17 protein-coding genes are annotated in these 22,223 nt (G+C 58.2%); 10 read left to right on the forward strand and 7 right to left on the reverse strand.

Annotation, left to right across the window (positions count from 1 at the left end):
• The first annotated feature begins 43 nt into the window (after positions 1-43).
• The 5 genes from hemB (at position 44) to AAFN47_RS24180 (ending at position 6,266) form a co-directional block, all read left to right on the forward strand.
• Positions 44-1,075, forward strand: a complete 1,032-nt coding sequence (hemB, locus tag AAFN47_RS24160) for a porphobilinogen synthase (protein ID WP_499811831.1) — start codon at positions 44-46, stop codon at positions 1,073-1,075.
• 114 nt (positions 1,076-1,189) lie between these two features.
• Complete coding sequence (locus tag AAFN47_RS24165) at positions 1,190-1,666, forward strand: RDD family protein (RefSeq protein WP_499811832.1); 477 nt, start codon at positions 1,190-1,192, stop codon at positions 1,664-1,666.
• 375 nt (positions 1,667-2,041) lie between these two features.
• Positions 2,042-3,484 (forward strand): DUF4153 domain-containing protein, encoded by a 1,443-nt coding sequence (locus AAFN47_RS24170; RefSeq protein ID WP_499811833.1) that lies wholly within the window; start codon positions 2,042-2,044, stop codon positions 3,482-3,484.
• Between the two features lie 150 nt (positions 3,485-3,634).
• Positions 3,635-5,473 carry an SLC13 family permease gene (locus tag AAFN47_RS24175; protein WP_499811834.1) on the forward strand — a complete coding sequence of 613 codons (1,839 nt, stop codon included), beginning with the start codon at positions 3,635-3,637 and terminating at the stop codon, positions 5,471-5,473.
• A gap of 40 nt (positions 5,474-5,513) precedes the next feature.
• Positions 5,514-6,266 carry an arginyltransferase gene (locus AAFN47_RS24180; protein WP_499811835.1) on the forward strand — a complete coding sequence of 251 codons (753 nt, stop codon included), beginning with the start codon at positions 5,514-5,516 and terminating at the stop codon, positions 6,264-6,266.
• Here the strand turns inward: AAFN47_RS24180 and AAFN47_RS24185 are convergent.
• The 3 genes from AAFN47_RS24185 to AAFN47_RS24195 all read right to left on the reverse strand — a co-directional run bounded on the left by AAFN47_RS24185 (position 6,263) and on the right by AAFN47_RS24195 (position 10,882).
• Entirely contained in the window at positions 6,263-7,234 is a 972-nt protein-coding gene (locus AAFN47_RS24185) for an agmatinase (RefSeq protein ID WP_499811836.1), read from the reverse strand. The genes AAFN47_RS24180 and AAFN47_RS24185 overlap by 4 nt on opposite strands.
• A 77-nt stretch (positions 7,235-7,311) precedes the next feature.
• Positions 7,312-9,564: a DNA topoisomerase IV subunit A gene (gene parC, locus AAFN47_RS24190; RefSeq protein ID WP_499811837.1), complete on the reverse strand. Its 2,253-nt coding sequence runs from the start codon at positions 9,562-9,564 to the stop codon at positions 7,312-7,314.
• Positions 9,565-9,622: 58 nt separating this feature from the next.
• Positions 9,623-10,882: an MFS transporter gene (locus tag AAFN47_RS24195; protein ID WP_499811838.1), complete on the reverse strand. Its 1,260-nt coding sequence runs from the start codon at positions 10,880-10,882 to the stop codon at positions 9,623-9,625.
• Positions 10,883-11,229: 347 nt separating this feature from the next.
• Between AAFN47_RS24195 and AAFN47_RS24200 the strand changes: the two genes are divergently transcribed.
• A complete protein-coding gene (locus AAFN47_RS24200) occupies positions 11,230-12,441 on the forward strand; it encodes an aq_1923 C-terminal domain (RefSeq protein ID WP_499811839.1) in 1,212 nt (403 codons plus the stop codon).
• A gap of 46 nt (positions 12,442-12,487) precedes the next feature.
• Here AAFN47_RS24200 and aspS read toward each other — a convergent pair whose 3' ends face one another.
• Positions 12,488-14,278: an aspartate--tRNA ligase gene (gene aspS, locus AAFN47_RS24205; RefSeq protein ID WP_499811840.1), complete on the reverse strand. Its 1,791-nt coding sequence runs from the start codon at positions 14,276-14,278 to the stop codon at positions 12,488-12,490.
• Between the two features lie 260 nt (positions 14,279-14,538).
• Here aspS and AAFN47_RS24210 point away from each other — a divergent pair, with 260 nt between their 5' ends.
• Positions 14,539-15,735, forward strand: a complete 1,197-nt coding sequence (locus AAFN47_RS24210) for an MFS transporter (protein ID WP_499811841.1) — start codon at positions 14,539-14,541, stop codon at positions 15,733-15,735.
• Between the two features lie 14 nt (positions 15,736-15,749).
• Positions 15,750-16,901, forward strand: a complete 1,152-nt coding sequence (gene rnd, locus AAFN47_RS24215) for a ribonuclease D (protein WP_499811842.1) — start codon at positions 15,750-15,752, stop codon at positions 16,899-16,901.
• Between the two features lie 12 nt (positions 16,902-16,913).
• Here the strand turns inward: rnd and AAFN47_RS24220 are convergent, their stop codons facing one another.
• Positions 16,914-17,189: a hypothetical protein gene (locus AAFN47_RS24220; protein ID WP_499811843.1), complete on the reverse strand. Its 276-nt coding sequence runs from the start codon at positions 17,187-17,189 to the stop codon at positions 16,914-16,916.
• 64 nt (positions 17,190-17,253) lie between these two features.
• Between AAFN47_RS24220 and AAFN47_RS24225 the strand changes: the two genes are divergently transcribed.
• On the forward strand, positions 17,254-17,463 hold the full coding sequence (locus tag AAFN47_RS24225; protein ID WP_499811844.1) for a hypothetical protein: 210 nt from the start codon (positions 17,254-17,256) through the stop codon (positions 17,461-17,463).
• Positions 17,464-17,793: 330 nt separating this feature from the next.
• Positions 17,794-18,486: a dienelactone hydrolase family protein gene (locus tag AAFN47_RS24230; protein WP_499811845.1), complete on the forward strand. Its 693-nt coding sequence runs from the start codon at positions 17,794-17,796 to the stop codon at positions 18,484-18,486.
• A gap of 2 nt (positions 18,487-18,488) precedes the next feature.
• Here the strand turns inward: AAFN47_RS24230 and ppx are convergent, their stop codons facing one another.
• Both ppx and AAFN47_RS24240 read right to left on the reverse strand, forming a co-directional pair.
• The gene (ppx, locus tag AAFN47_RS24235; RefSeq protein WP_499811846.1) at positions 18,489-20,009 is read right to left on the reverse strand and encodes an exopolyphosphatase; all 1,521 of its coding nucleotides are present in this window, start codon (positions 20,007-20,009) and stop codon (positions 18,489-18,491) included.
• A gap of 9 nt (positions 20,010-20,018) precedes the next feature.
• Positions 20,019-22,217: an RNA degradosome polyphosphate kinase gene (locus AAFN47_RS24240; protein ID WP_499811847.1), complete on the reverse strand. Its 2,199-nt coding sequence runs from the start codon at positions 22,215-22,217 to the stop codon at positions 20,019-20,021.
• Positions 22,218-22,223: the final 6 nt, after the last annotated feature.

A 22,223-nucleotide genomic window follows, 5' to 3' on the forward strand; every position in this document is an offset into this window, starting at 1 on the left:
TAAGGAAGCGGCAAGGCAAATACTGGACATCAGCGGAGCACACATGAACCGCCAATTCTCCCGGAACACTCTCGGCCGCGGCGTTGACGACATTACCGGCAGCCGGCGCATGCGCCGCAACAGAAAGGCTGACTGGACCCGTCGGCTGGTGCAGGAAAACCGGCTCACCGCCGACGACCTGATCCTGCCGATCTTTGTCGTCGTCGGCGAAAACCGCAGCGAACCGATCGAAGCGATGCCTGGTCTGTTCCGGTTATCGCCGGATCTTGCGGCGCGCAAAGCGGAAAGAGCGGCCGAACTCGGCATCCCGGCTATCGCCACCTTCCCGGCCATCGACGCCGAACTGAAGGACAATTCCGGTTCGCATATCCTGAATCCGGACAACGTCATCAATCAGGCGTCGGCGGCTATAAAGAAGGCGGTTCCCGAAATCGGAGTAATCACCGATGTCGCTCTCGACCCGTTCACCGACCATGGCCATGACGGCGTCCTGCGGGACGGCGAGATCCTGAACGACGAAACCGTCGCGCAATTAACGGAAGCCGCGCTCCTGCAAGTGGAAGCCGGCGCCGATATCATCGCACCTTCCGACATGATGGACGGCCGCATCGGCGCGATCCGCGAGGCGCTGGACCGAAACGGTCACCAGAATGTCGGCATCATGTCCTACGCGACGAAATTCGCGTCCTCATTCTACGGGCCCTATCGCGAGGCGATCGGCACACAAGGCCTTCTGAAGGGCGACAAGCGCACCTACTATGTCGATCCAGCCAATAGCGACGAGGCTGTGCGCGAGGCGGCGCTCGACGTCGAGGAAGGCGCGGACATGATCATGGTCAAGCCGGGCCTGCCCTATCTCGACATCATCTTTCGACTGAAGCAGACTTTCGAAATGCCGACCTTCGCCTATCAGGTGTCAGGCGAATATTCGATGATCAAGGCCGCCGCGCAAAACGGCTGGATCGACGGCGAAAAGGTGATGATGGAAAGTCTGCTCGCCTTCAAGCGCGCCGGTTGCGACGGAATACTCAGCTATTTTGCAGAGGAAGCGGCGGAACTTCTCCAGAAGACCTGACAGCGCGCGCGCCCTGCGCCAACTTGATATCACAGGTCGCAATACCCACTTGCTGAGTGTTCGCGCGCGGCCATGCAACCGTGCGAGAGAGCAAAAAGCACTGGAGACGAAGTTATGTCGCTTGCGGAAGCAGATGTCGTTGTGGACAGAAACTCCGATCTGGACAGCTGGAAAAGTTTCAGCGGCGTGCGGTCGCGACGGGTTTTCGCGTTCCTGATCGACTACGCTTTAATCTTGGCGCTTTGTGTGCCGGCCGCGGTGCTGGTTTTCTTTATAGGCGTTTTCAGTCTTGGCCTTGGCTGGATGCTCTATTCCATCCTCTTCTTCCTGGTCGCTGTGCCCTATATCGGCCTGACGCTGGGCGGCTTGAACCAGGCAACGCCCGGAATGCGCCTCAATGGCATCAAGATGGTGCGGCTTGACGGCGCGCCGGTCGACTCCATGCTCGCGATCGCGCATGGCGCGCTGTTCTGGATCGGCAATGCTGTGCTGACGCCGCTGATTTTGCTCGTCAGCTTGTTTACCGGCAAAAAACGCCTGCTGCACGACATGCTTCTGGGCGTTGTCGTCATCCGCGACGAAGCTGCGTAGGCGGCAAAACAACCTATACGGTCATATTGAGGCCTTGGTTCCCATAAAGATGGCGTGGCGGTTTGTTTCAGTCGCTTCAAATCTCCCGAGGGATATCCCAAGTGTCATTTCTGAACGGCATTGTGACCCGCGCGCCTTCGATTTCAAAGACATTCGCACGATTTCCGATGCCCGTGCTGGCAAGTGTGATTGCGGCGGTGATCGCCAATCTCGACATTGCCGAACTCTACAAGCTCGCTGACTACGATAATGAAATTCCTGGCTACAGCCAGTTTTCTCCCACTCAGATATATGCGGCGCTGACAGCCGCCTTCTTCGCATCCGGCGCGGCCCACCTGTTCGCGGAAAGCGTGCGTTGGAAAACAGGCGCGAATTATGCTTTTGCCGGGAATTCTTTTGCTTCTGATGGTTTCCGGCTTTCTACGCGGGCGCAACGACGATCTAGCTCTGTGGACTTTCAACTACGGTCTTGGCCTTGCTGTCATCCTCGCCGGGCTCGCTGCGCTTGCGTTCATTCTTGGAGCCTACGCAGTTCTTGCAAGTATCGACTATCTTTTTGAACTCGATCTCAAATACGACATCTATGACCATGTCTATATGACTGGGTTGCTACTTGTCGCGCCGCTCTTCGGATTGGAGATGGTCCCGTCAGATTTGCATGGTTCAGGCGAAATAGAGAAGAAGGGGCTCACATATCGGGTTCCTCTTCTCCTTCTTAACTATCTCCTGCTCCCACTTCTGCTCATCTACACAATTGTTATATACGCCTACGCCGCGAAGACCGCCCTTGCATGGGAACTCCCGCGTGGACAGGTGGGAGTAATGGTTCTGTCCTTTGCCGCCGGTTGCATCTCGACCTGGATGCTGGCGATCCCCTATCGCGACAGCAGTTCCTTCTTGCTGCGGCTGTTTCGGAAAAGCTGGCACTGCCTGCTGATCGTCCCGCTTGTTCTCTTCGTCATAGGAACCTACCGACGCGTGTCCGAATACGGGATAACCCCGGAACGTTACGGACTTATCCTCGTTGGAATCTGGATCGTCGGCATGATCTGCCTCTTTGCGATACGCAGACAAAAGGTCCAGCTGCGTGTTGTCATCGCCACACTCGCCATCATGCTGATGTTGGCGTCCTTCGGACCGTGGGGCGCGGCTGACGTTTCCGTTCGCGACCAGTTCGGGCGACTGGTCGCATTGCTGGAAGAAAATCAGATTCTGGTAGACGGCAGGCTGACGCTTCCGAATACAACAGGAAAGTCGGCCCGACAGGAAATTCGGTCTATCGTAAAATTCCTGTCAAAGGCTGGACGATTGGACGAACTCGTCTCCCTGAATAATCAGCCATTGCGACACCGAATCGCCAACAATGCAGACAGGCAATCGATCGCAAACATGTTGTCAGGGAACGAAGAGAAACGAGACATATTCCTGACTGTCATATTCCGTGCGAGTGAGGCTGCAAACCTCGAACTCCGTGGGCCAGGTATTGTTTCCGGTCCGTATTTCCTTTCCGATTCCGACAGGCGCTATTCCAGTTCGGATCCAAACAAACTGACTAGGGAGCTCGATGCGGGCAAGGTTTTAGTCGATTATAAAGATAAGCACTGGGAAATTGCCTACCGAGTGCTCTTGGATAAAGTGCAAAATCGTCACCCTACAACAATGAACGAGGCGATGCCGTTCGCACTTGACGGATCGCAAGGACAGGCTTGGCTTGTTGTCCAGCGTCTGACTGGTGACTTGGACGTGGCGCCTGGTGACGGAGCGGATGCATCCGTAATAGATCGGCTGACGGCAATGGTCGTTATTCTTCCCGACTAAATCTCGTCGCTCCAAAACGGAATTCTGAAAACATCCCCTTCCCGGCAATGAAATCCTGAATCGGGACTGATATTCGCAACAAGCCGCTTTGATGGCGCCAATTCCATCGCTAAGATCGCGCACCGTGCAATAATATATTCAGGGCGGCGCATGCACGAATTTCATCTCTACGCGACATACGCGATCATCTTCTGGACGATTGTGGCCTTTGTCAGCGAGCGGTTCTCCATCGAAACTGTTTCTCTGGGCTGCCTGTCGGCCGTCCTTCTGCTGTTCGGCGTGTTTCCTTATGAACAGGCCAACGGCCAAATTCTGGATATGCGAAGCATTCTTGCGGGCTTCTCCGATCCGGCGCTTGCAACCGTGATTGCACTGCTGATCGTCGGACAGGGTCTGTTCGCCACGGACGCAATCGACGGACCGGCAAGGTTCATCAGCAGGCTCGGCGGATCGAGCAAGAACCTGACAATCTTCATCGTCATCATCGCCGCCGGTCTTCTGAGCGCCTTTCTCAACAATACGCCGGTGGTGGTGATCTTCATCCCCATTCTCACCGTGATCGCGGCGCAGCGGCGATACCCCGGATACAAGGTGTTCATGCCGCTGTCCTTCATGAGCATCCTCGGCGGGATGACAACGCTGATCGGTTCGTCCACCAACCTGATCGCAGCGGGCGTCGCTGACGATTTCGGCGTCTTCATATCGTTCTTCGACCTGACCGGCATGGGGTTGATGCTCGCTGTCGTTGGCGGCCTCTACGTCATCTTTCTGATGCCCCGCATGCTTACCGAGCGAACTTCGACAATAGATCGCGCCAAGACCGACCGCGGAACCCAGTTCATCGGTGAAATTCCCATCACTACAGGGCACCCCTTTGCAGGCATTGCATCCAAGTCCGGGATATTTCCGGGCATCAAGGATCTGACGCCGCGGCTGCTTTTGCGTCGCGATGTTCCGTTTCTCCCGCCTTTCGAGGACATCACATTGTCGCCGGGAGACACGCTGGTAGTGACCGGCACGCGCAAGGCGTTCTCTCGCTCGCTCGCTCATGGCAATGCGATCGCCGATACGGATGAAAAGAACGAGAATGGCGAAGCAGCAGAAGACGCGCAGGAGTCGGCGCGGCCGGGGCCGGGCTATCACCTGGCGGAGGCGGTCGTTGCGCCGGGCTCGCGTTTTGCCGGCCGCACAATCCAGCTATCCGGCATCCGCGCCCGTTTCGGTATCTCCGTGCTCGGCGTGCAACGAAAGAGTCGCATGGCGCGCACGCCATTGTCCGAGATCCGGCTTGAGCCCGGAGACACCCTGCTTCTCGGCGGCAATTATGAGCAGATCACGCAATTGCGCGGCGACCACGACCTTTTGCTGCTTGAACATTCCGCCGAGGCGGTGCCGCAGAGCCGAAAGGCCAAGATCGCCTTTGCCATTTTCGCCGCAATTGTAGTGCTGGCGGCCTTTGAGGTGGTCCCGATCGTTGTCAGCGCCATCACCGGTGCGGCGCTGATGATGGCAACCGGGTGCCTAACCATGTACCAGGCGGTGCGCGCGTTCGACCGTCAGATCTATCTGCTTGTCGGCTCGTCCATCGCGATGGCGACGGCGCTCGACAGCACCGGAGGCGCAGCGCTGATCGCCCAGGGCTCGGTCGACCTCCTGCAAGGCGCGCCGGTGCCAGTCATCCTGTCTGTCCTGTATCTGGTCATGGCAGGCGTCACCAATGTGTTGAGCAACAATGCAACGGCGGTTCTGTTCATGCCGATCGCACTGAATATGGCGCACGGACTTGGCGCTTCTCCGGTCGCGTTCGCCTCGGCCGTCATCTTCGCGGCGAACACCTGTTTCGCCACCCCGATCGCCTATCAGACCAACCTGCTGATCATGGGACCTGGTCATTACAGCTTCAGAGACTATCTTAAAGCTGGCCTTCCTCTGGTTTTTATTGTCTGGTTGGCCTTTTCACTTCTTGCACCGTGGTATTATGCGTTGTAATTTTTTTGTGGTCGATATCAGGTGAAATAATTTACGATCGATGACCAACCAACCCGTCCATTCTCCCCAGTTCTTTCTTACGGCGCCGTCTCCGTGCCCGTATCTCGACGGGCAATTTGAACGCAAGGTGTTCACGCATCTCGTTGGCGAGAAGGCGGCGGAACTTAATGACCTGCTGACGCAGGGAGGGTTCAGACGATCGCAGAACATCGCCTACCGGCCGGCCTGCGAATCCTGCAGAGCCTGCGTTTCAGTGCGCATCGTGGCCAGCGACTTCGAACCAAACAAATCCATGCGGCGCAATCTGGCGCGCAATTCGGACATAGCGGCGCGCGAATTCCAGGCGGAGCCTTCAAGCGAGCAGTACGCCTTGTTTAGGGATTATCTCGACGCCCGCCACCAGCGAGGCGGCATGTCGGATATGACGGTTCTCGACTACGCTATGATGGTGGAAGACACCTATGTGCCGACCAAAATCATCGAGTATCGCATCGAGGGCGAGCCGGATCCCGACGGGAGCATTGCCGAACAAGGTCGGCTCATCGCCGTCGCGCTGAGCGACATCATGGGCGACGGCCTGTCGATGGTTTATTCATTCTTCGATCCCGATTACGCTTCGCGTTCACTCGGCACCTACATGATCCTCGACCATATCCAGCGCGCCAAGGATCGAGGTCTGCCGCATGTCTATCTCGGCTACTGGGTCGAAGGATCGCGCAAAATGGAATACAAAACCCGGTTTCGCCCGCAGGATCACCTGGGCCCAAGCGGCTGGGAACGCTACGAAGACTAAACGCTATTTTCCGCCCGGTGGTGCATGATCCGGCCAATTGCATTCATCAATATCTGCGCCGCCAATATTGAAGTGGAGCCGGTCGGGTCATAGTCGGGCGCAACCTCCACACAGTCTATGCCGATGATGTCGCCTTGCCGGGCGAGACCGTCAATCAGTTCCAGAACTTCGTAATAGAGAAAGCCGCCATGGCTGGGCGTTCCGGTGCCTGCGGCGATCGACGGATCGAAACCGTCGATGTCGATCGAAACGTAGTAGCGTCGCCCGGCCGGAATTCTGGCCAGGACGCCGTCGACGCCGAGCTTGCGGAACTGCCTCACCGACAGGATATCCGAGCCCATTTTGCGAGCATCCTCATAGCCTTCCCGCGCAGTGGAGGAGACGTTGCGGATTCCGATCTGCGAAAGTCCCGTCACGTAATCCTTTTCCGCCGCGCGACGCATCGGATTGCCATGGCCGTAGCGCACGCCATGCCGTTCATCGACGAAATCCAGATGCGCGTCGATCTGGACCAGGTGAAAGGGCTTCTGGTCATCAAAGGCGTTGATGCAGGGAATATTGACTGAATGATCACCGCCCAGCACGACGGGAACAGCGCCGCTCTTCAGGATCTTGCGCAAGCCGAATTCGATGTTGCCGTGGCTGGCCATCATGTCGGTGTGGACGATATCCGCGTCGCCAATATCGACGATCCGAACTTTTTCCGGATCAAGATAGGTGACATCGTCCTCGTGATCGTATGCGCCGGCGTGACCAAAGGAGAATAGCGTGGAGGCCTCTCGAATGCTCCGGGGGCCGAAGCGCGCGCCGGCGCGCCACTGTGTGCCCATATCAAGCGGCGCGCCAAGCACTGCGACGTCGGCGTTTATCGCGTCCCAGTCCTCGACATAAGGATTTTTGCCGAAGGTGCAAAGACCGACGAAGGGCAGGTTCAACCGGCCGCTGTCATAACTGTTCGCTGTGCTCATAGCGCGTCTATGGCTCCTGCATTCGTGCGTCCGGAGACAATGATTCAGGATCCGCGACAGGCCTCTGATATTCTTCACTATCCGGAGAATCTGCCGGAGCGTGGAAAGCCTTTCGGGACGGTGCGGCCGGCCTGTGCACGGTCGCCGAACCACTCGCGTAATTCCTCCATCGTCTTGGTATGGGTGCGGCCGGCGGAATCCTGCCAGCTCAGTCCATCGGCCTGCTTGAATGTCCTGACGTCGGCGACTCCGCCATCCTTGTAGCGTTGCAGGCGCACGCCCTTGCCGCGGCTCATCTCGGCCAATTGCTCGAGCGGGAAGATCAGCATCTTGCGGTTCTCGCCCAGCACCGCCACCGTGTCTCCCTCGACCGGAATGCACAGCTTCGCCTCGTCAGGCATCTTCACATTCATGACCTGTTTGCCCTTGCGGGTATTGGCCGTGATGTCGGACTGCGGGACGACGAAACCGTTGCCAACGGTCGACGCCAGAAGCAGCTTTCCTTCCGGGTTGTGCACGAAGGCGGAAACGATGTCCTGATCATTGTCCATGTCGATCATGATGCGAACCGGCTCGCCATGCCCACGACCGCCCGGCAGACGGTCGCTGCCGACAGTGTAGAACTTGCCGCCGGTGGTAAATAGCATGATCCGATCGGTCGTATAGGCCGGAAACGCCAGCTTGAGGCCATCGCTTTCCTTGAAGGTAAGACCGGACGTGTCGGACATGTGGCCGCGCATCGCACGGATCCAGCCTTTCCGCGAGAGAACGACCGTAACCGGCTCTTTTTCGATCATCGCCTGCTGAATGGCTTCGAGGTCGGCCTCCGGAGCCTCGGCGAACCCTGTGCGCCGGCGTCCGAGTTCGGTGTCCTTGCCGAACTTCTTCTTCACCCGGGAGATTTCCCAGGATATCGTCGACCACTGCTTTTCGTCCGACGCAAGCAGCGCTTCGATTTCCGCCTTTTCTACGGTCAGCCCGTCGAACTCCTTGCGGATCTCGAACTCTTCCAGCTTGCGCAGAGAGCGCAGCCGCATGTTCAGGATCGATTCCGCCTGCAGATCGGTCAGTTCGAACCGCTGCATCAGCTCGGCTTTCGGATCATCCTCTTCACGGATAATCCGGATCACCTCATCGATATTCAGATAGGCGATCAGATAGCCACCAAGGATTTCGAGACGCCGCTCGATCGCCGCCAACCGATGCCGCGACCGCCTCTGGAGCACCTCGCGCCGGTGATCGAGCCACTCCAGGAGCACATCGCGAAGCGACATGACCTTGGGCACCCGCCCCTTCGAAAGCACATTGAGATTGAGCGGAAAGCGGGATTCGAGATCGGTCAGGCGGAACAGCGATTCCATGAGCAGATCCGGATCGACGGACCGGCTCTTGGGAACCAGGACAAGACGCACATCCTCGGCCGACTCGTCCCGAACATCCTCCAGCAGTGGCAGTTTGCGGGCGATCAGCAGTTCAGCAATCTTTTCGATCAGCCGCGATTTCTGCACCTGATAAGGAATTTCGGTGACGACAATGATGTAACTGCCGCGGCCGGTGTCTTCCTTCTCCCAGCGCGCGCGAGTGCGAAATCCGCCGCGACCAATCTTGTAGGCCTCGACGATCGAATCACGGCTGTCGACGATCACGCCTCCAGTGGGCATGTCGGGGCCGGGCACGTAATCGACCAGTTTTTCAATCGTCGCATTTGGATGCTTGATCAGATGCAGGGCGGCGTCACAAAGCTCCGCGGCGTTGTGCGGCGGGATCGACGTCGCCATGCCGACCGCAATGCCGGTCGCGCCATTGGCGAGAAGGTTTGGAAAGGCGCCGGGAAGAACCACCGGCTCCTGGTTTTCCTCGTCATAGGTGGTGCGAAAGTCGACGGCGTCCTGGTCAATGCCTTCCAGCAGCAATTCCGCAACCGGCGTCATTTTCGACTCGGTGTAACGCATCGCAGCTGCGTTATCGCCGTCAATGTTACCGAAATTGCCCTGCCCGTTCACCAACGGGTATCGCACGGCGAAGTCCTGGGCGAGACGAACCAGAGCGTCATAAATCGCCTGGTCGCCGTGCGGATGGAAATTACCCATCACTTCGCCGACGATCTTGGCGGATTTCTTGAAGCCGCCGTTCGCGCGCAGCCCCATATCGCTCATCGAATAGACAATGCGGCGGTGGACCGGCTTCAAGCCGTCGCGAACGTCGGGCAGCGCCCGGTGCATAATCGTCGACAGCGCGTAAGCGAGGTAGCGTTCTTCAAGAGCGGTTTTCAGATCAACGGGTTCTGACCCGCCGTCTCCGCCGCCCGGCGGAATAAGGCTTTTTCCCATGGTTCGGGATTAAACGAAGCGCCGATTCGCGGCAAGTCACGATTGGTTCGATCCACGCCTATGCGTCTGAGACGGCGTTCTCCTCCTCATCGTCAGACAAAGCGAGAGAAACCGTTTCCGGCGTCGTCGTCCTCGTCGGAGCGGAAGGAACGAATTCGACCTTATGTTCCGGCTCGACGGGCGCGCGGCGGCTGATGCGCCAGAGCGTGTAGATGACGATCAGGATATGCACGACGATGGTCGTCATGAACAAAGCCGACGTTCCGACCGCCGACATGCCGAAACCGGCGAATAGCGGCCCCACGATGCACCCGACACCGAACACAAGCAGCAATCCGCCGGATGTCTGGATGTAGCTGTCTGGCTCGGCGTGGTCGTTCGCATGGGCGACGATCACCGGATACATGGCGTAGGCGGCTGCGCCGAAAATAAAGACCAGGATGAAGTTCATCCACGCCAATTCCGGCTGCAGTATGATGAACGCCAGGTCGCCGATAATCCCGACGATCGTAATGCCTATCAGCACCTTGCGGCGATCCATCCGGTCAGACAACTGCCCGACCGGGAACTGCGCCAGCGCGCCGGCGAGTATCGGAATACTTGTAAACAAGGCGATCGCCGAGAGCTGAAGGCCGATCTGATCGGCGTAGACGGCGGCAAGCGTTCCGAAAGCGCTGTTGGAAATGCCTACCATCAACACGGCGTAGACGGCGATCGGCGAATTGCGCCAGAGAGCGCCAAGATCGAGCCGCACCTTGACGAGCGGCTTTGGTGTTGCAGTGGACGAAATCGCTGTCGGTATCAGCGCCAGCGAATAGAACATCGCGCCGATCACAAAGAAGGTGTATCCACCGGTTTCGCCAAGCGTCAGAGTCAGCTGACCTGTCGTGGTCGCCATCAGATTGACCATGGTGTAGACGCCGAAGACGCGGCCTCTGGAACTCGCATCCACCCGCTCGGACAACCAGCTTTCGACGATCATGGCGGCCCCGGCGAAGCAAAAGCCGGAAATGGCGCGCAGCGGTATCCACGCCCAGGGCGTGATGAACAGCAACGATGCGAGAATGGCGAGCGCTGCAAGCGAGGCCATGACGCTGAACGAGCGAATGTGGCCGACCCGTCCAACGAGACCCGGCGTCATGATGCAACCGAGCACGTAGCCGATCGCCCAGCCGGTGCCGAGAAGACCGAGAGAAAAGGCGGAAAACCCTTCCTGCGATCCCCTGACCGGCAGGATCAGACCATTCATGCCGCCGGCGTAAAGCAAAAAGGCCGAGCCCAGCAACAGCGCGCTGATGGGAATTAAATAACGTACCATACCCGCTAGCGACCCCGCGCTATCCCTGCGTATAATTCTTCCATGATATCCAAGCCGAAACCGGCTCGAATTCCGGCGCTCAACCACCCTCTCGCTCGAAACGATAGCGAGATCAGGCGTGGCTTTCAATTCTCGATGATTGTGGAAATTCCATGGTCAGATCGCGCGAAAGCGACGCCGGTTTGACTGGACCTATTCCGGTAATATCTTCGAAACCCTGTAGAAACTCTTATGTGAAGTCCGGTTGCAATCGCATCCCTGCGTAAATACTGACATAAAACCGGCTTATTCGGGTGAGACCAAAACGACTGGCAGTTGTAAAACGCCCAAAGATGGAAGGATTTTCTATGCTTGCTCAACATCTTCGTACAGGACTTCTTGCGGGACTGGTCGTCTTCGCGCCAATCACAGTCGCTGGCGCCGTCGAAGCAGACCAGTTCGCCGAGAAGCTGTTCGGATATTATGATCAGAACGGCTACGAGATCACTTACTCCGGCGCGGAAAGCACGGGCGACAGCGTTACGATCAGCGACATCGCGTTCAAGCTGCCCGAGACGGACGAGACCATCGACCTCGGAGACCTGACATTCAGGGGTGTCTCCGAAGACGGCAAGGGCGGATATAACGTGTCGGAAGTCGAGCCGTTCGACTTTTCCTTCAGCATCAAGGAAGCCGGCGAAAATCCGATAGATATCGAAGTATCGATCGCCGACATGAAAACCACCGGCCTGCATGTTCCGGCAAACCCCGAAATGACGTCGGCCGAAAACCTGATGACATACGACAAGTCGTCGACAGGCGCGATCGATGTCAAAGCAGCTGGCGCCACGGTGTTTTCTGCGGCGAGCTCCAGCGCCTCCTCACCAACGCCCGGATCGGACAACACTCTCAATTTCGCGTTCAACCTCGACGGCATGATGATCGACCTCAGCGGCCTTCCGGATCAGAATGCGCGACAGACGCTGGACGCGCTTGGATATGCCAAATTGACAGGCGGTCTCTCCGCGAACGGCTCCTGGAACCTTGACGACGGAACGCTGAACATCGACCAGTACGTCACGGATGTCGACGGGGCCGGCAAGCTGGAAATAATGGCGTCTGTTTCGGGCGTGACGCTGGAATTCATGCAGGGTCTGCAGGAAATGCAGATGCAAATGGCCGAAATGGGCGACGACCCGAAGGCTGAGCAGGCCATGGGCCTTGCAATGATGGGCATGATGCAGCAGCTCACATTCAACGACCTGACGCTGCGCTTCGATGACCAGTCCCTGACCGGCAAGATGCTCGAAATAGCCGCCGCACAGCAGGGCATGAGCGCCGACCAGCTTGTCCAGAGCATCAGCGGCATGCTGCCGATCATGCTGGCGCAAATCAAAAATCCGGATTTTCAACAGAACGTCAGCACTGCGGTCAGCGCCTATCTCGCCAATCCGGAGAACATCGAGGTTAGCGCCACGCCGCCGAGCCCGCTGCCTTTCGCCTCCATCATGGGCGCCGGCATCGGCTCCCCGGAGTCGCTGCCGACGCTCTTGAATGTGCAGGTAAAGGCGAACCAGTAAGATACAGCTCTGGGCCCGCAGTCAGCGGGCCCAAACTTTTCCCGAATCAGTTTGTCTTTGCGGCCGGTGCGATGCGCAGGCTCAGTTCCTTGAGCTGCGTCTGATCGGCGATGCTCGGCGCACCCATCAACAGGTCTTCGGCTTGCTGGTTCATCGGGAACATGGTCACTTCGCGCAAGTTCTTCGCGCCGACCAGCAACATGACGATGCGGTCGATTCCGGCCGCCATGCCGCCATGCGGCGGCGCGCCATAGTGGAAAGCCCGGTAGAGGCCACCGAACCGCTCTTCCACCACCTTCGCGTCAAGCCCGACCTTGCCGAACGCCTCGACCATAACTTCGGGTATGTGATTGCGGATGCCGCCGGAGGCGATCTCGTAGCCATTACAGACCATGTCGTACTGCCAAGCCTTGATTGCAAGTGGATCCGCACCTGACAACGCCTCCTTGCCGCCCTGCGGCATGGTGAAGGGGTTGTGCGAGAAATCCAGCCGGTTTTCCGTCTCGTCCCATTCGTAATAGGGAAAGTCGACGATCCAGCACAGGGCGAACCGGTCGGTGTCGATCAGATCCAGTTCCTCACCGACGCGCGTTCGGGCGTCCCCGGCGAAGGCGGCGAATTTCGCCGGAACACCGGCCACGAAGAAGCAGGCGTCGCCGGATTTCAGACCAAGCTGGTTGCGGATCGCCTCCGTGCGCTCAGGACCGATATTCTTGGCAAGCGGCCCCGCTCCGGCAACGGCGTCATTTTCCTCGCGCCAGAAAATATAGCCGAGACCTGGCTGGCCTTCGCTCTGCGCCCAGGAATTCATCCGGTCGCAGAAGGCCCGGCTTCCACCGGTCTTTGCAGGAATGGCCCAGACCTCAACTTTCGGATCACGCTCGATCATACCGGTGAAAACCTTAAAGCCGGAGCCGGCAAAATGTTCGGTTACCGCTTCCATGACGATCGGGTTGCGCAGGTCCGGCTTGTCGGACCCATATTTGCGGATCGCCTCGTCATATGGAATGCGCGGGAATTCCTCTGTCACGGCCTTGCCGTCGGCGAATTCCTCGAAGACATTTCGCACCACCGGCTCCATCGTCTGGAAGACATCTTCCTGTTCGACGAAGCTCATTTCCATGTCGAGCTGGTAAAATTCGCCCGGCAGCCGATCGGCGCGCGGATCCTCATCGCGGAAACACGGCGCGATCTGGAAGTAGCGGTCAAAGCCCGATGCCATGATGAGCTGCTTGTATTGCTGCGGCGCCTGGGGCAGCGCATAGAAATTGCCCGGATGGATGCGGCTCGGCACCAGAAAGTCGCGTGCGCCTTCCGGCGATGACGCAGTCAGGATCGGCGTCGAATATTCCGCGAAGCCCGCCTCGCCCATCAGCCTCCGCATGGCGGCGATGATCTGCGTACGGCGGACGATGTTGGCGTGCAGCGTCTCGCGGCGCAGATCGAGGAAACGGTATTTCAGACGCACGTCTTCCGGATAGTCCGGCTCGCCGAAAACCGGTAGCGGTAGTTCACCGGCGGCGGACAGCACTTCGATGTCGCGGGCATAGACCTCGACGTCGCCGGTCGGCAGTTTCGGGTTGACCGTTTCGTCCGATCGCGCCCTGACGTCGCCGTCAACGCGGATCACCCACTCGCCGCGCAGCGTCTCGGCGAGATTATAGCTATCGGAATCCGGATCGACGACAATTTGCGTGATGCCATAGTGGTCGCGCAGGTCAATGAACAGCAGGCCGCCATGATCGCGAACGCGATTGATCCAGCCCGACAGGCGGACGGATGAATCAACGTCTGTTTTGCGCAGAGCGGCGCAAGTATGGGAGCGATAGCGGTGCATCGGTTTGTCCTGCTTTTTCTTTCCGTGAGACTGCGGTGACGCGAAGGATCGCCTTCTGTCAAAACCGGGCGGACAAGCGCACGACGCAGGCGATTTGTCAAGCAGCCAAGCCAGCTTTAATCGAATGCTTTCGCTTCCGGCGCATCGTGATATCGTCCGCCCAAGTCTCCGTAGCCCGCCGAGTCGCACCGTCCATGTCCTCTCTCCGTCCCCTTGTGCCGCTGTTTTTTGCGGCGGCGATCCTGCTAGCCGGAAACGGCATGCAAAGCACACTCATCGCGCTTCGCGGGGCTGATGAGGGTTTCACGACATCTGCCATCGGTCTGATTGGCGCCAGCTATTCCATCGGCTTCATGGCCGGAAGCTTCCTGATCTCTCCAATCTTGCGGGCGGTTGGCCACATCCGCGCCTTTTCGGCTTTGGCGGCGATGGGCGCCAGCGGATGCCTGCTCCTGGTGATTCTGGTCGATCCGCTCGCCTGGGCCATCATCCGGTTTCTTTCCGGTCTGTGCTTCGCAGGGCTTTTCGCCACGGTGGACAGCTGGCTGAACTCCGGCATCACCAACCAAACGCGCGCGCGCGTGCTCTCGATCTACAGGCTTATCGACATGGTCTGCGTAACCGGATCGCAGTTCCTCATCCCGTTTTTCGACCTTTCGAACTTCGTGGTGTTCTCGACGCTTGCCATCATGATCAGCCTCTCGCTGGTTCCGATCTCACTCGCCGACAGGTCGAATCCCGAGCCGCCAGGCAGATTTTCCTTCAATCCGGCCGCTATCTGGCGACTGTCGCCTATCGCATGCATTGGCTGCATAGCCATTGGCCTGACGTCTGCGACATTCCGCATGATCGGTCCCATCTACGCACAGTCCATCGGGCTCCCGGTTTCGTCCATTGCGACTTTCATGGGCGCCGGAATTCTTGGCGGAACAATCCTGCAATATCCACTTGGAGTGTTGTCAGATCGGCACGATCGGCGCGTTATCCTCATTATCGCGACTGCAGGCGCAGCCCTTTCAGGCCTCTTCATTAATACGTTTGCCGGCTCTGACCCACTGTTGAACTATATCGGAATCTTCTTCTTTGGCGCCTTTTCGCTTCCGCTTTATTCCCTGTCGGCCGCCCATGCCAATGACCACGCTGAACATGGCCAGTATGTACAGGTCGCCGCCGGACTGCTCTTCTACTGGTCGATCGGAGCCACTATCGGCCCTTACATCGCATCGCTGCTGATGCAGAATTCCGCGCCCGGCGTCATGTTCACCTACACCAGCATCGTGCATGCGAGCCTGATCGTCATCACCCTTTGGCGGATGCGTGTTCGCGCAGCAGTTCCTGCAAGCCACAGGGGCCGATTCAGCGCGCTGTTACGCACGTCCCTCTCGTTTTCCCGGATGGCCAACCGTGTTGCGTCCAAGGACTATGACAGGGAGCAGTTTCGTACCGGGAAAAAATGATCTAAACAAATTCCATGAAAATTGTAACGACAACCTCCGAACTTGCAGCCACCTGCGAGCGACTTTCACAATCCGACCACATTACAATCGACACGGAATTCATCCGTGAGACGACATTCTGGCCGGAACTCTGTTTGATACAGATGGCCTCGCCAGATGAAGCCATGATCGTCGACCCTCTTTCAAACGATCTCGATCTCGCCCCGTTCTTCTCGCTGATGGCCGACAGTTCGGTGATGAAGGTCTTCCATGCGGCGCGCCAGGATCTGGAGATCATCTATCACCTCGGTAGTCTTATACCGCATCCTATTTTCGACACTCAGGTCGCCGCCATGGTTTGCGGCTTCGGCGATTCGATCTCCTACGATCAGCTTGTGCAGAGAACGACGGGCGCCCGCATCGACAAGTCATCGCGTTTCACCGATTGGCGCAGACGCCCCTTGAGCGAAAAGCAGCTCGACTACGCGCTGGCCGACGTCACGCATCTGCGCGATGTCTACACCATGCTGAGACAACGCCTTGAAGAAGACGGGCGCGCTCACTGGGTGAAGGAGGAGATGGATATTCTCGAATCCCCTTCGACCTACGATCTGCATCCGGAAGACGCCTGGAAACGATTGCGCATGCGGCTGCGCAAACCGCATGAACTGTCCGTGATGAAACATATCGCCGCCTGGCGTGAACGCGAGGCGCGTGAACGCAACGTACCGCGATCTCGCGTTCTGAAGGACGACTCCATCTACGAGATCGCCCAGCAACAGCCGAAGGATCCGGAAACGCTTGGACGGCTTCGGACAATCTCCAAAGGCTGGGAGCGCTCGCAATCCGGTCGGGCGGTGATCGACGCCGTCAACGAAGCGCTTGCCCTGCCGAAGCACGAGATGCCGCGTCTTCAGCGGCCTGCTCAATCGCCGGAAGGCGCCGCCGCCGCGACGGAGCTTCTCAAGGTTCTGCTCAAGATGACGACAGAAAAATACGGCGTGGCGCCCAAGGTGATAGCCAATTCCGAGGACCTTGAGCGGATCGCCGCCGATGGCGAAGACGCCGAGGTAGAGGCGTTGAAAGGCTGGCGACGCGAGCTTTTCGGCGAAGAGGCTCTGAAACTGTTGCGCGGGAAGACGGCCCTGCGGTTCGTCGACCGCAAAGTCGAGGCTGTCGAGCTCTAGTTCAGACAATCATCAAGCCGTAATTTCCTCCGACGGCGGAAGGCCGGTTTTACCGGAAATATCGTGCGGGCAGACGCTTTTTCCCTTCCACGCAAGGATATGGAGCGCTGCGAATGAAACGGTATTGTAGCCTGGCAGCACAAGCGGCGTAGAAAGAAAATGCAGCAGATTTCGCGCCCCTGCCTGCCACTGGGTATAGTGCCATATGGGCGACGCCACCTGGGTCGATGCGAACATGATTGTCTGAAACAGGCCGTAAAGCACGACGATCGTGGCGCCTAATCTCAAAGCGCTCAAAAATCGAAGATTGCGTCTTTCACTGGCGACATAGTGAAATATCTCGAAAGCCCCGATGCTCCATTGCCTAGCCTGGCGCGCCCACTCCCGCAGTTCCTCGGAGACGCTCGTCGATCTGGTCGCCGAGCTCGAAAAGAAAGACGTCAAGGTGGTGTTCGTCCAGAACGTACATCACATCAATTCAAGAGCCCGGCGACAGCTGGAAGACCGCATGCCTGATCAGGATGTTTTCAAATCGCTGAAGAAGGTTCTCTCGACCTATTGAGATAGCCTGTCACCCTCGCGGTCAGACCAACGCCGCAGGTTCCTTCGATTTGAATGAGCTGGAAATACTCCTCCTTTTGCGATATTCGCAGTCGGTTGTGCTCTGGTTGCGTTCGACCCTTGGCGGATCGGGCGCCACACCACTTTTGATTGCAGAGGGTCTCTGCGCCATAATAGCAGACAGACGTTGGCGTTTGTCGCGAAGCATGAACTGTCAAGAGAGCTTCGTTCCAGATGGGGTCTGGTGACCCCACCAATAGCCGAGGGGGTACACGACATGCTGGATGGATTTCAACAACGACCGTTTTCTGCCGAAATATCCGGCGGCCGAATGGTGGAGCACGATGTCTATGAAAAGGGCGCAGGGCCCGTCGTCGTCATTCTGCAGGAGCTTCCCGGAATTGAAAAGGAGACAATCCGGTTTGCGGACAAGCTGGTCGACGCCGGATTCCTGGTGATCCTGCCGCATCTTTTCGGGCCTCTTGGCAAATTTGCGATAGTGCGAAACGTCGCGCGTTTTTTCTGTGTCCGGCGCGAAATCGATATCTTTGCGCGCAACCGATCAAGCCCCATCGTCGACTGGCTCAAGGCGCTCTGCCGCAACGCTCAGCAGCGCCACGGTGTCTCAGGCGTAGGCGTAATCGGCATGTGCCTGACCGGAAATTTCGCTATATCCCTTATGGCCGACGAAAGCGTTCTCGCGTCCGTCGCTGCTCAACCCTCCCTGCCCCTCTTTGCTCAGAAGGCTCTTCATATGTCGGCGGAGGACATCGAGGCGACGAAACGCAAGCTTGACACGCATGGCCCCATGCACGCCTACCGGTTTGCCGGCGACAAACTCTGCAAAGCAGAAAAATTCGCCGCCATCGACCAGGCCTTCAATTCGGACAGAGAGCGGATCACGCTTACGCATGTTCCCGGCAACAAGCACGCTATGCTGACGGCGCATTTCATTGAGGGCGAAAACTCGCCGACCCAGGCGGCTCTGGACGAAATCGTCGGATATTTCAGGGAAAGGCTCTGAATTTATCCGAATTTGAAACTGAGTGTTTTCCCGGTATAACGCGCAAGCTGCTGCAGCCGGCCGTCCAGCCGTTCACCCGCGAAGTCCCTTACCTGCTCCGGCAGCTTGAAGACGAGGCCGTCCTCGCCGTCCTTTTCGAAATCGATCAACGGCACAATTCCAGGCATCGAGGCGGACAGCAGATAGCTGACGCGCATCAGACCACCCAGAAGTTTTGCGAAGGACCGAAACCGCGGCGTCGCTATTTCGGCGATCGCGAGGTTCCGCTCGTCGTGATTGTTGTCGCTCAGCCCCTCGAACCGATAGAAATTTGCGAGCGCAATATAGGCCCGGCCCGGATGGCTGATCGCGGTGAAGGTTCCGTTGGCGATGAGGTTGAAAGACTGCGCGCCGCGATAGTCCGGATGCGCCCGCCAGCTTATGTCGGCGAGCAGGCAGGCTGCGCGCCTGTAGCGGGCTTCCTCGATCGTCTCCTCGATGCCGAACGCGGCGAAGGCCTTCCCGGTCCACTCTGCGAGTTCGCGCGCATGTTCCGGCGAACGCGCTCTCAAGATCGCCAGTTCATTGGCCGCCGCCAAAAGCGGATCTTCGAGTTGCGTCTCGTCGTCAAGCAGGGAATAGAGGTAACCTTCCCGCACGCCGAAAGCGGAAAAGCAAATCGTTTCCGGTTTCATCGCGTCAATGATTTCGCGCAAGACCGCCGCGCCATAGGGCAACAGCAGGCGACGATTGCGGGAAATCGCACGCATCGCCGGATCCTTGGCGTCGATCTTGTCGACCTTGTCCAGGAATTGCAGCGTTTCCTCTGTGGTGATATTGTAGCCCTGCATCATGTGCAGCGGGTAATCGGTCATCTCCATATGCAGCTTCGCGAGGTTTCGCCAGGTGCCGCCGACAGCGTAGAAGGTTCTGCCCCTGCCCCGTTCGAGTAGCGTCGCTATTGCCATTTTGCGACGCGCGATGGACCGCGCTTCCTGGAGAGATCCATCCGCCGCCTCCGCCAGACGCAAGCCGCCGATCGGCAGGGTGATGCCGTCGCCGATATTGCGATCCTCGATGTCGACGAGTTCAAGGGAACCGCCGCCAAGGTCGCCGACAATGCCGTCGGGATCGAAAAAGGCGCTGATAACTCCCATTGCCGAATAATGCGCTTCCTTGCGACCGCTGAGCACATCGATTTCATGACCAAGGATTTTTTCCGCCTGGCTGATGAAATCGGGGCCGTTGGTGGCTTCACGCGCGGCCGCTGTGGCGAGCACGTGCATACGCGTCGCCCGCGCCTGACTGGACAGCATGCTGAACCGGCGTAGTGCGGCGAGCGCCCTGTTCACGCCCTCCAGATCAAGCATGCCCGACGTGGCCAGACCCTTTCCAAGGCCACACAGAACCTTTTCATTGAACAGCACAGTCGGGACGCGGTTCAGTCCTTCATAGATGACGATACGCACCGAATTCGATCCGATGTCGATTACCGATACCGGCGCAATGCCCGGCAACCGGCCTTGAGCTTCAGATTCGACCATTCACCCTGTTCACTTTGAATTCTTACCCTTGGACAAACGTCCGGCGATCAGCCTGGGAGCGCTGGAGGCGAGCGCCCCGCCCCGGCCTGACAGGCTGGGATTGGTCATGAAATAGTGCTGCGCATTGAAAGGCTCCTCGCCCGGCTTGACATCGATCCGGCGCGATGTCCCGTCCGACAGGATCTCGTAGCTCTGCTGATTGTCTATCAGGTTTCCGAGCATGATCTGCGATTGCACCTGCTCCTTGACCGTAGGGTTCTTCAACGGCGTCATTGTTTCGACGCGACGATCCAGATTTCTCGGCATCATGTCCGCGGAGCCGATATAAACAATCGAATTGTCGCTGGGGAGACCATGGCCGTTGCCGAAACAGACGATGCGGCTGTGTTCGAGGAAGCGTCCGACGATCGATTTGACCCGAATATTGTCCGACAGGCCGGGCACCTGTGGCCGCAGGCAGCATATGCCGCGAATGACAAGGTCGATTTGGACGCCCGCCTGGCTGGCTTTGTATAGCAAATCTATGATTTCAGGATCGACCAGGGAGTTCATCTTCATCCAAATGGCGGCCGGACGGCTGTTGCGGGCGTGGTCGATTTCCGCATCGATATGCTCCAGCATCCGCTTGCGGAGCGTGGCCGGCGACACCGCGAGATTCATGCGCTCCGTCGGCTTGCCGTAGCCAGTGATGAAGTTGAAGATATGGGCGACATCGCTGGCGATTTCAGGATCACAGGTAAAGAACGACAGATCCGTGTAAATCTTCGCGGTTACCGTGTGGTAGTTGCCCGTGCCAAGGTGACAATAACTGACGAGCCTGCCTTCCTCGCGGCGCACCACCAGCGACATCTTCGCATGAGTTTTCAGCTCCAGGAAGCCGAAGACGACCTGCACGCCCGCGCGCTCGAGGTCCCGCGCCCAGCGGATATTGGCCTCTTCGTCGAACCGCGCGCGCAGTTCGACCAGCGCCGTGACCGACTTGCCCATCTCCGCTGCATCGATCAAAGCGCGCACAATCGGGCTGTCGTTCGACGTCCGGTAAAGCGTCTGCTTGATGGCGAGGACATCCGGATCGCGCGCCGCCTGACGCAAGAACTGCACCACCACATCGAAGGATTCGTATGGATGATGGATGATGATGTCCTTTTCCTCGATCGCAGCGAAGCAATCTCCCGCATGTTCGCGGATGCGCTCTGGAAAACGGGCGTTGTAGGGTTCGAACTTGAGATCGTCCCGAGGGATATCGACAATCTCGGATATGGTCGAAAGGGCGAGCAATCCGGGAAGCGTGGCGACGCGATCAGCCGGCACGTTGAGTTCGGTCTGCACGAAGTTGCGCAAGGGATCCGGAAGTTCGGAGTCAAACTCGATGCGAATTACCGAACCGCGACGCCGGCGCTTCAGCGCGCGTTCGAACAGTCGCACGAGATCTTCGGCTTCTTCCTCCACCTCGATATCGCTGTCGCGGATGATCCGAAACGTCCCGCTTTCGGTTACGTCGTAGCCTGGAAACAGGACTTCCATGAACTGCTCGACGATGTCTTCAAGCGAAATAAAGCGCATCTTGCCGTTCTCGCGCTCCGGCAACAGGTAGAAGCGCTTCAGCGCGACCGGCAGCCTGACAAGGCCGGTCATCGGCTCTCTGGTCTGACGTTCGTACAGCTGCAGGACGAGAGAGAAACCCAGATTGGGAATAAATGGAAACGGATGGGCGGGATCGATCGACAAGGGCGTAAGCACCGGGAATATCGATTCGATGAATTCCTTGCGGAGCCATTCCAGATCGCCGTTGTCGAGCGAACCGGGGCGAACTATGTGAATGCTTTCCTTGGCGAGGTATTGCTGAAGGACGGCGAGGGAGGCGAGCTGCTCCAGCTGCAACTTGCCGATTTCCCCCAGCGCCTCCTCGAGCTGTTGCAGCGGCGTGCGGCCATCCGCGGAGCGATTGAGAATCCCCTCGCGAATCTGGGCTTCGAGGCCGGCGACGCGCACCATGAAGAACTCATCGAGATTGGCGGCGGAGATTGAAAGGAACCGCACTCGCTCCAGCAACGGATGGGCGCTGTTCTGGGTTTCCTCGAGCACACGGCGATTGAACTGCAACCAGGACAGTTCCCTATTGATGAACCGCTCTGGGCTCTGCATCAGGGACTCGACATCGGCTTCTGCGGATGCGTCGATACCGGCTTGCGTCGGTTTGTCATCCATATCCTA

The organism is Hoeflea sp. CAU 1731 (assembly GCF_039888615.1).
Lineage (GTDB): Bacteria > Pseudomonadota > Alphaproteobacteria > Rhizobiales > Rhizobiaceae > Flavimaribacter.